This is a genomic window from Phenylobacterium sp., assembly GCF_030654915.1.
In the GTDB taxonomy this organism is placed as follows: Bacteria; Pseudomonadota; Alphaproteobacteria; order Caulobacterales; family Caulobacteraceae; genus Phenylobacterium.
This window is the reverse complement of the sequence record NZ_JAURWM010000360.1, coordinates 1-1,453: the sequence shown is the minus strand read 5'-3', so window position 1 is coordinate 1,453 and position 1,453 is coordinate 1. Positions and strand designations below refer to the sequence as shown.

Below are 1,453 nucleotides of genomic sequence, written 5' to 3'. Positions count from 1 at the left end.
GTGCCGCGCACCCATTCGGTCTCGGCCTTCGCCCAGGCTCTGCGCGCGGTCGGCGAGCCGGTGTTCGGCCGCGCGGCCAGCGATGTGTCGATGAGCCGGGTGCTGACCCAGCTCTTCGAGATCACCGCCCTGTTCGACATGCGCCTGCAGCCGCAACTGGTGCTGCTGCAGAAAACCATGATGACGGTCGAGGGCGTGGCGCGCCGCATCGATCCCGAGCACGACATCTGGCGAGCCGCCGATCCGGTGGTGCGTCGCTGGATGCTGCGCGAACTCGGCCCCGCCGCCCGCGCCAAGCGCTTCGCCGAGGAGGGCCTGGAAGCCCTGCGTAATCTCGCCCGCCTGGTGGAGGCCCCGCCTCGCCCGGCCCTGGTCGTCGCCAAAGACAAGGGCTCGCCCCTGGCCTGGTTCGCCATCGGCGCGGCGGTGTCAGGCCTGACCTTCCTGCTGGCGGCTTGGATGTTTTAGGGCCCGCCCGCCCACCGCTCGTCATCCTCCGGCTGACCGGAGGATGACGAGCGAGAACTAGCCGATACGGCTCGACATGCCGCCATCGACGAACAGCACCGTGCCGGTGATGAAACGCGCCTCGTCCGACGCCAGGAACAGCGCCGCATAGGCTGTGTCCCAGGCCGTGCCCATCTGGCCGTTCAGCGGCACCCGGGCGTTGCGCGCGTCGCGCACCGCCTGCTGCTCCTGACCGCTGGCCGAGGCGATGCCTGCGACCGCCATCGGAGTGTCGAGCAGGCCCATGGCGATGGCGTTGCAGCGGACGCCCTTGCCGGCGTTGGCCTGGGCGATGCTGGTGGTCAGGCGGTTGAGCGCCGCCTTGGATATCTCGTAGGCCACCTGGGCGCCGCCGGCGATCGAGGCCAGGGACGAGATGTTGACGATGGAACCGGCGCCCTGCTCGCGCAGGGCCGGCAGCACCGCCTTCGACACCTGCCAAGCCCCCTTCAGATTGACCGCCAAGATGCGGTCGAAGGCGTCCTCGGTCAGCTTATGGGCGGGGCCGTCGCCGCCGCCGCCGATGCCGACGTTGTTGACCACGATGTCGATGCGCGGCCAGCGGGCCTTGGCCGCCTCGACCATGGCCGTGCAGTCGTCAGCCTTGGTGACATTGGCCGCGAAGGCCGCCGCCTTGCCGCCCTCGGCGACGATCATCGAGGCGGTTTCCTCGGCGCGCTCGATCAATCGGTCGACGCAGAGGACATCTGCCCCCTCGCGGGCGAACAGCATGGCCATGGCGCGGCCGTTGCCGATGGTCTCACCTGGCGTCTGGCCGGCGCCGACGACGAGGGCGGTCTTGCCTGCGAGGCGCATGATCAAAAGCCCTTCAAGTCGGGATCGAGGGTCTGACCGGCGTCGAGCTGCACGCCGAACGAGTTCAGGATCATCGAGACCTGGGTGTACTGGCCGGCGGTGAACACCACGTCCATGCACTGCTTGTCGG

1 protein-coding gene and 1 pseudogene are annotated in these 1,453 nt (G+C 69.3%); one reads left to right on the top strand and one right to left on the bottom strand.

All coding sequences use genetic code 11. The features are described 5' to 3' along the window. Positions 1-468, top strand: a pseudogene (locus tag Q7T84_RS18440) (ubiquinone biosynthesis protein UbiB); the annotation flags it as partial. Between the two features lie 57 nt (positions 469-525). On the opposite strand, the gene Q7T84_RS18435 reads toward Q7T84_RS18440, so the two are convergent. Further along, positions 526-1,323 carry an SDR family NAD(P)-dependent oxidoreductase gene (locus tag Q7T84_RS18435; protein WP_304811804.1) on the bottom strand — a complete coding sequence of 266 codons (798 nt, stop codon included), beginning with the start codon at positions 1,321-1,323 and terminating at the stop codon, positions 526-528. Between the last annotated feature and the right edge of the window lie 130 nt (positions 1,324-1,453).